Origin of the sequence: Microcoleus sp. AT9b-C3 (assembly GCF_036705485.1) — a bacterium.
Classification (GTDB): domain Bacteria; phylum Cyanobacteriota; class Cyanobacteriia; order Cyanobacteriales; family Microcoleaceae; genus Microcoleus.
In genome coordinates, this window is sequence record NZ_JAUBUR010000081.1 from 1 (window position 1) to 6,854 (window position 6,854).

A 6,854-nucleotide genomic window follows, 5' to 3' on the forward strand; every position below is an offset into this window, starting at 1 on the left:
CTAACGAACATACATTTGATTTCCCCAAAATACGTCAATATAGTTACACACAGAAAATCATTTAGGATTGCTATAGTTGGGATGTTTGGCAGTTTAGTCATTATCTCGCCCCTCAAATTGATTGAGTAAATCTTGCAATTTTGCCTTGCCGTCTGCGAACTTTCTCCCCTTCATTTTGAGAATATTCTCAATAATCCAAGTAGGTGATTTACCCACTTCCCGTGACTTACAGACTTCCGCATACAGCGCTTTATCTAGCTCAGATGGCTCAGAAGCGGTAGCTAGGGTAGTTACTTCCGGTTCCTCGGAGTCTTTGCTGTATATGGCTTCCAGCACTTCCCGTGCAGATTCCACATCTTCCACGGAGGAAGTCAAAATCGCCTCAGCTTCCTGCTGTCTCTGCTGCTGACTTACATAGGCGCTGACGGCGATTTCATCCACCACATCAGCAGTAATTGCCCTGGTTTTGATTGCCTCAATTTCCCCTTGCTCAGACAGTTGGCGGGCGATGTTGCCAGCCGAAACCGCACAAGCAATTGCAGCGCACAAACTAACACCTTGCAGCGCTTTGTGAGTGTCTAGCTTTTTGTCTAGTGCTGCTAGTGGAACCAACCACAGCACGACAGAGGACGCACTCAACACAAACAGTTTTAGCTGCATGATTCCCCCTCAAATAACTTGCTTGAATGATTGTTGATTTCGCTAGCAGCTTTCTCAAAATCAAGGTTTTCAGCTCGAATCGCTTTTTCTAGAGCAGCGGCAACTCTGTCTTCAAATTCGTACTGTAAGTCGGTAAAATCCCAGTCAAAAATTGCACATTCGTCTTTTTTTTGTCGCTTATTCCTTGCGTATTCTTTCAGGTTTTCAGTTTTTATTTCTTCGACAAAATGCGAGAAAAGATTGACAAAAAAATCTGAACTCAGCTCTAACTGCATAGAAACACCCCCAAACCAATCAGCAGCATCGCTAAACCGCCGATTAACAAGGCTTGTAAGTCGGTGACTGAAATCTTTATCAACTTGCTCAGTGAGTAGTCAAGCAACCAACTCAGCCCCCAAGCAATTGCAATTGCTGCTAACAGGAATAAAACCGCTTTCATTGCCATCGGATGCAGGCTCGCTATCCACCCTAAAAGGGAGAAAGCGACGCATCCGGCAACAAAATAATTTGCCAGATACATCGCTTTCATTTAGTTAGTCCCTCCCGTCAACTGGGCTTTAATTTCATCAATGCGAGCGCGGGCATCACTGTCAGCTTTATCAATCCCTAGCCCCAGTCGCGCATAACCAGGACGCAAATTGTGTAAGTGCTTAGCCAGTCGAGTGTCTGAGCGCTTTTTACTCAGTTCGTTGTCGGCTACAGCACCTTCGTATTTGCGGTGATGGCGGTGAACTTTAGCATCGGCTTCTTCAACTTTTGCCAGTGCTTCATAGGCGCGTTTAGATTGTTTTGCACCGTCGGTTTTTTCCTTTGCTAAGTCCTTCACGGCGTCCGCTTCTTCCTTGGTAAAGTAGCGCGGTGCGGTAACTACGGGAACACTACGAATGCTGGAAAAATTACCAGGATTTAGTGGTGTGATGACACTTGCGTCAGTGCTGGCTAAAACCTTAGATTTGTCGATTGCGTGTCCACCATCGTTGCTGGCAGTAAGTTTTCCAGCATCGGATTTACCACCGAACAGTCGCAGTTGTAAGCTCATAATTTTGTCCCAATTTGAATGTTTACGCGGACTGGGGGAAATAAATTCAGGGGGTTGATTTGTCGCCACATGGACATTGCCAGCACAAACACTCCCGCCGATGCGAGCACGAGTGCGACGAGTTGCCCGAAGTCAACCCAGTCTAAAAAGCTGGTGGAATTCTGGCGGGCGAAACACACGGGGAATGAACCGTCGTTAGTCCAGTCAAGGGTGTCTACAGTGTCTACACCAGTGCTGTCTACAGTGTCTAGTGGCGTGTCTAGCAAGCTGTCTAGCGATTCACCGTCAACGAGGTAGAGTTCTAGCAGCGCTTCCCACGTGGCAGTTTTGCTGAGTTTTCCGAACTGTTTGGCGTCTTCATTGGTGAAGCCGCGGTCAAAGGCGATCGCCCTGAGTTTGTCAATGCGACGGTAGTTGATGGCGGGCTTAGTCATCCCCGCCCCCCATCCGGCTGAAAGCCAGTATCGAGTACAAAACTTTTTGGGACTCAGCTATTTGGTGAATAGAAAGACCCAGTGCATCGGGAGATTTGTCCGACCAGGTTTCAAGGAACAGGAGGGCGCTGTTGATGGGATGCTCTAACTCTTCAACTTGAGAGTATTGAGTCTCCGTACTTTCTGTTAAGTAGCGCTGAGCCACATGGACAAACTCTTGCCACCGCTCGCATTCCTCAAATCCTTCTAGCGCTTCTATCAAAGCTTTATTAAGCTCGCTGAGCGTTTCGCGGTCGATTAAAACAGTCTCAACCGAATCGCAAGTCAATAAGAATTGCGATCGCCCCTCCGTAGAAGGGAGTAAATCTGGCATGATTATTAAGCTCCAAACGTTGTGATTGAACGGTTGGGGAAGTCGTGGTTAGTTCGGTGTGCCAACACCGCTCTACCGCGCATCAATCTTCCTTAGTTACTCACGATTGCAGACTTACAATCCCTTGTCAACACCGGGACTGTAAAGTTTTGTTTCAAATTATTCGGCTAGCAACTCCATCACTTCGTCGGACGTAATGCCGTAAATAGCGGCTAGCAGTTTGATACTTTTCCCGTCACTTCCCAACTGTTTAAGCACCCCGATCGCACTAGCCAATGGAATAGCTTCTGTTGTGGAATGAGTTAGTAAATCAATCGTTGTCTGAGTATTGGCTCGTTTTTTATAAATGCCTTCATTCATCTGTGTTGAATGCCCTAAACTCTTAGCTCTTGTCTCCTGAGACATCCCCGCCATTTGACCGTTGAGATTAGCCAGGTGGCGTAAGGCGTGAGATTGGGTAAAGCCCTTATTCCATCTTTTTAAAGTAGCCCACGCACGGTCATTGTATGCACCAGAAATCGTCTTTGGATTGCTCGATATCAACTTAACTTCAGGCAATTGCCCTAATTTAATTCCCAAGCGTTCGATTAAATCAGAGTGAGTAGGAGGAAGCATTGGTACACACAATCGATAACCAGTCTTAGTTGTGGTTTCTAACTTGGTTTTTTCCCCTACTACGGCAATCATTTTTGCGTTACTTGGTTCACTCAGTGCCGGGATAGTAATGCCATCTTTCGTCTTAAACGGTTCGTGGACGTTCTGGATCGCAAACACTTCATGTACTCGAAAACCATACACCATCTGCATCGAGAATACCCACAGCCATCGTTTGCGCGACTCTAAGTTGTATCGTTTATCATCGGAGATAGCCAAAACTTCTGCGTGAAATCTCAAAAATTCATCAACTGATATAGACTGAAGGTCTTCTCTGAACTGTGTCTGCGTGCTGTTAATTTCTTTAAGGTGAATAAGCAAGTCAGTGTTGCCAACAGTCTCAGCAAGCTTACGCATGGCGCACAAGCAGTTCTTAAAACATTTAGTTCCTACTTGTTTACTGTGAACTACTAGCAGAATGTCTGCCAGGTTCACGACAGTATTTTGTGGTAATAGCTTGAAATAGTGTCCGTAAACGCATCGCCAACTGTATTGGTGGCTAGCATTGTTCTTGTCGCGCAGTTGACGACGCTTTGTGTGTCCATCCCAATATTCTTTTTCTACTTTTGCTATCGCTTCACCGAACGTCATCAAATCATTCTTGATGACGTTTTTTTCTAGAATCACATCATCATACCAAGCCAAAAACTGAGACTCGGTTTTTAGTGATTCTAGAGCGCTAGCGACTAGGTGAGCCCGCCTCAAAGCATCAGTAATACCTTGCATAGTCAGGTAACACCCACAGGCTTTATTGACTCGCTTGACACCCAACTTGAATTGAAGTGTTATGTAGCCACCGCTAGCTTTGCTGTCTCTTTTTAGACCCACTCCTTTGGGGCATTCTTTTTGGGCTTGTTTAAAGTAGTCCAGAATCCGCTCATAGCCAATCAGGTAGTCAGCGGTGGTACTTGCTGTGACTGGATAAGATTTTTCGCTCATCTTTCGCTCCCTAGTATGAGAATGCCGAGTTTGCTTGCTGTAGACAGCGTACAGCAAGTCGCTCGGTATTCGCTCAAATCCAAAAAAGGACTTTCAGAGTGGGGATAAAGAATGGCTAGAACGACGTAAACTCGTCGAGTGAGAACTAAGCGCTAATTCAAATCCCACCCTCTCCGTTTTTGAGAAAATGCCTGGTTTTTGGGCAATCGCCACTTGGTGAGACACACCTGATTTCAATTGACAGCCGTAAAGGCCGAGAGTCGATCGCTCAAACTCCCCTCCACTCAAATAACTCCAATTGCTGGAATTCTCTTAGGGTTCCCAGGCTCACCCACCAACGCGGATGATTTTCCCTGTCTTCCAACAGGCTCCTCGGGCGTACTTTTATCCTGTTTCCGAGGGACTCTCGGTACAGCATCCAAATAGATTCCCAGTCCATCCAGACCGCGCTGCAAAATAACTTTTGCAGCATCCACATCGGCATCCTCATGATAACCGCATTCTTCACAGATAAATTTTTCCTGATCTCGATTTGTGGGACTGACATACCCGCACTCGCTGCATTCCTGAGAGCTAAAGTGAGGCACCGCTTCATAAACCAGAACGCCCGCCCTTTCGGACAAAATCTTGACTTTCTGTTTTAAGGAACCCCAAGCAGCATCAGCAATGGCTTTGTTTAGTCCAGATTTAGCAGACTGACCGTTAGGCAGATACTTTCCGTTTTCATCCTGCTTTGGTTTGCAGCGTGCCATCATGCCTTGAATATTAAGATTCTCGAACACAATCAGGTCAAACTGCTTGACCAAGCTATTAGCTATCTTCCATTGGTAATCCTCTCGTCGATTAGCAACTTTTTGTTCCAGTCTTGCTAAGCGCTGGCAGGCTTTTCTTCTGCGGCGGGAACCTAAAACCTTGCGGCTGACAGCACGGTTTAGTCGCGCTCGCGGACGCTCCATCTGTTGATAAAATCTGGGATTGGCAATGGTTTGTCCCGTACTCAGAGACATTAACTTCTTGATACCCAGATCTACTCCTACTGCTGTTTTAACTTTATTCGCTGCCGGAACATCTGGAACTGACTCATCTTGCAAGAGAACAGAAATATAAAAGCCATCTGCTTTTTTTCCAACAGTGGCGGAACGAATGCTGAAACCATTAAGAAACGGTCGGGACTGAAAAAACGACATCCAGCCAATACCGGGAAGTCGGACTTTGTTCCCTTTAAAGGCGACATCTCCCGGCGGGTAGGTGAAAGAGCGAAATTTACCCTGCCGCTTTGTTTTCGGATATTTGCCCAATCCTCGGAAAAAGCGCCCAAAAGCAGCATCAACCTGTTTCAGCATTTGTTGCAAAACATGGTGAGAGATTTCTTTATACCAAGGACGCTCCTGCTTCAGGTCAACCAGATTGGCATCTTGTTGAGCTAGCGGAGTCCTTTTCTTGCCTTTTGCTGTCCAAGGATTGCCGTACAAAGCACCTTTGCTTAACGAGCAAGCAAGGGGACAACACTCGGCTTGAGTTTCGATGAAGCAGTAGTTCCCCATTACAGGGAATCTTGCTTGCTCGTAGGCTTCTGTCCGCTCCCTAACTCTAAAGTTGTATTGCAAGCGAAGCAAATGAATCCACCGCTCGATTGTTTGAGTTTGTTTGGGCGATGGATTCAGCTTGTAAACGTAAGCAAGCAGCATAGTGTACTAAGTTAACCAAGCTACTGATTGAGCAGATGAGCAACTTGCTGCGCTGTGGAATGGGAGATGCTAGCGCATGAGCTCACCCCATTAGGATTGAGTGTGTTGATCCGCTTGGCACTGAGAACTTTGGCAAAATCTGTAGCAGCCAGTTCCTCTATAGTCATGCCATCTTTGCAGTTTTGTCCTTGTTTCAATCCTCTTGCTGTTCGGAAATCTTTAGTACCGCCAATGATAGGCTGATATACCATCGCCTTGCAGCGAGCAAAATGCTGTGGAACCTGAACCCCATGTTCATACAAAGCTGTCTCGTAGGAGTCTTCTTTGGGAATAGAGTCAAGACGGGCTCCAATATATTCACGGCTTTTGCCTTGTTTTTCCCAAGTTTTAATTGCTCGTTGGCGACTGCGGAGAATGCCAAGCTCTGGGTCAGCATCCTCTTCAATTCGTTCTTTGACAGCAGCGAGTACCCACACATAGAACTCTGGAGACAATGACTTAGCGTAATCAATAGCTAATTTGTCGATCGCGTAAGTTCCACAACCCTTACCACTGCCTCTCTTGATGGTCATTAAACCAGCATCAATAGCTAGTTGTTTAATTTGTTTTGTCCAACCTCTATATGCCTTTTTGAAACTTTTGGTCGAGCTTTGTGCGGGCTTGGTTTCCACAAGTTCATATATGGTAGGTTTTAATTCGGGCTTGGCTTCAAGCACCAACTGCAACAGCAAACGACAGGTATCCTCTAGTTGAAGCCACCGATCTGCTTCATGGGATATGACAGACCCCATAGCTCTCCACATATCAGTCAGACACACTAGCCCACCGTTATGTTGACGATGGATTGCAAAACCTTTGTAGTCCATACTGTAACTCGGTAATTTGCCCATATTGAAAAACCCTCCACTAAAATCAAAAACTGTCTTGACATATTTGTGACCGTGTGGTAGTGGCTAAGGGTTGACAAATGTGCTATGATAAAAGCACAAGAGTGCGATTCGTTTAGTCAAAATGAGTAACAATACTCAAGGATGGCTAGTATGGCTCCAAAAGCCATAACAACTAAA

Annotated in this window: 9 protein-coding genes; all 9 read right to left on the reverse strand. The window is 45.9% G+C overall.

The features are described from left to right. Positions 1-93: 93 nt before the first annotated feature. The 9 genes from QUB77_RS31025 to QUB77_RS31065 all read right to left on the reverse strand — a co-directional run bounded on the left by QUB77_RS31025 (position 94) and on the right by QUB77_RS31065 (position 6,677). Positions 94-660 carry a hypothetical protein gene (locus tag QUB77_RS31025; protein ID WP_333180866.1) on the reverse strand — a complete coding sequence of 189 codons (567 nt, stop codon included), beginning with the start codon at positions 658-660 and terminating at the stop codon, positions 94-96. Further along, a complete protein-coding gene (locus QUB77_RS31030) occupies positions 651-935 on the reverse strand; it encodes a hypothetical protein (protein ID WP_333180865.1) in 285 nt (94 codons plus the stop codon). Before QUB77_RS31030 ends, QUB77_RS31025 begins: the two co-directional genes overlap by 10 nt. After that, positions 926-1,189 carry a hypothetical protein gene (locus QUB77_RS31035; protein WP_333180863.1) on the reverse strand — a complete coding sequence of 88 codons (264 nt, stop codon included), beginning with the start codon at positions 1,187-1,189 and terminating at the stop codon, positions 926-928. The genes QUB77_RS31030 and QUB77_RS31035 overlap by 10 nt, the downstream gene beginning before the upstream one ends. Further along, positions 1,190-1,699, reverse strand: coding sequence for a hypothetical protein (locus QUB77_RS31040; protein WP_333180861.1), 510 nt, complete (start codon positions 1,697-1,699; stop codon positions 1,190-1,192). Then, entirely contained in the window at positions 1,696-2,133 is a 438-nt protein-coding gene (locus QUB77_RS31045; protein ID WP_333180860.1) for a hypothetical protein, read from the reverse strand. The genes QUB77_RS31040 and QUB77_RS31045 overlap by 4 nt, the downstream gene beginning before the upstream one ends. Then, positions 2,126-2,506: a hypothetical protein gene (locus QUB77_RS31050; protein ID WP_333180858.1), complete on the reverse strand. Its 381-nt coding sequence runs from the start codon at positions 2,504-2,506 to the stop codon at positions 2,126-2,128. Before QUB77_RS31050 ends, QUB77_RS31045 begins: the two co-directional genes overlap by 8 nt. Positions 2,507-2,665: 159 nt before the next feature. Further along, a complete protein-coding gene (locus QUB77_RS31055; protein ID WP_333180857.1) occupies positions 2,666-4,099 on the reverse strand; it encodes a hypothetical protein in 1,434 nt (477 codons plus the stop codon). Between the two features lie 284 nt (positions 4,100-4,383). After that, on the reverse strand, positions 4,384-5,787 hold the full coding sequence (locus tag QUB77_RS31060; RefSeq protein WP_333180856.1) for a transposase: 1,404 nt from the start codon (positions 5,785-5,787) through the stop codon (positions 4,384-4,386). A 20-nt stretch (positions 5,788-5,807) separates the two neighbouring features. Further along, the gene (locus QUB77_RS31065) at positions 5,808-6,677 is read right to left on the reverse strand and encodes a KilA-N domain-containing protein (RefSeq protein WP_333180855.1); all 870 of its coding nucleotides are present in this window, start codon (positions 6,675-6,677) and stop codon (positions 5,808-5,810) included. Positions 6,678-6,854: the final 177 nt, after the last annotated feature.

Coding starts and splice junctions, on each gene's coding strand:
- QUB77_RS31045 (WP_333180860.1), bottom strand. CDS start 2,133: ATGACTAAGCCCGCCATCAACTACCGTCGCATTGACAAACTCAGGGCG.
- QUB77_RS31050 (WP_333180858.1), bottom strand. CDS start 2,506: ATGCCAGATTTACTCCCTTCTACGGAGGGGCGATCGCAATTCTTATTG.
- QUB77_RS31055 (WP_333180857.1), bottom strand. CDS start 4,099: ATGAGCGAAAAATCTTATCCAGTCACAGCAAGTACCACCGCTGACTAC.
- QUB77_RS31060 (WP_333180856.1), bottom strand. CDS start 5,787: ATGCTGCTTGCTTACGTTTACAAGCTGAATCCATCGCCCAAACAAACT.
- QUB77_RS31030 (WP_333180865.1), bottom strand. CDS start 935: ATGCAGTTAGAGCTGAGTTCAGATTTTTTTGTCAATCTTTTCTCGCAT.
- QUB77_RS31065 (WP_333180855.1), bottom strand. CDS start 6,677: ATGGGCAAATTACCGAGTTACAGTATGGACTACAAAGGTTTTGCAATC.
- QUB77_RS31035 (WP_333180863.1), bottom strand. CDS start 1,189: ATGAAAGCGATGTATCTGGCAAATTATTTTGTTGCCGGATGCGTCGCT.
- QUB77_RS31040 (WP_333180861.1), bottom strand. CDS start 1,699: ATGAGCTTACAACTGCGACTGTTCGGTGGTAAATCCGATGCTGGAAAA.
- QUB77_RS31025 (WP_333180866.1), bottom strand. CDS start 660: ATGCAGCTAAAACTGTTTGTGTTGAGTGCGTCCTCTGTCGTGCTGTGG.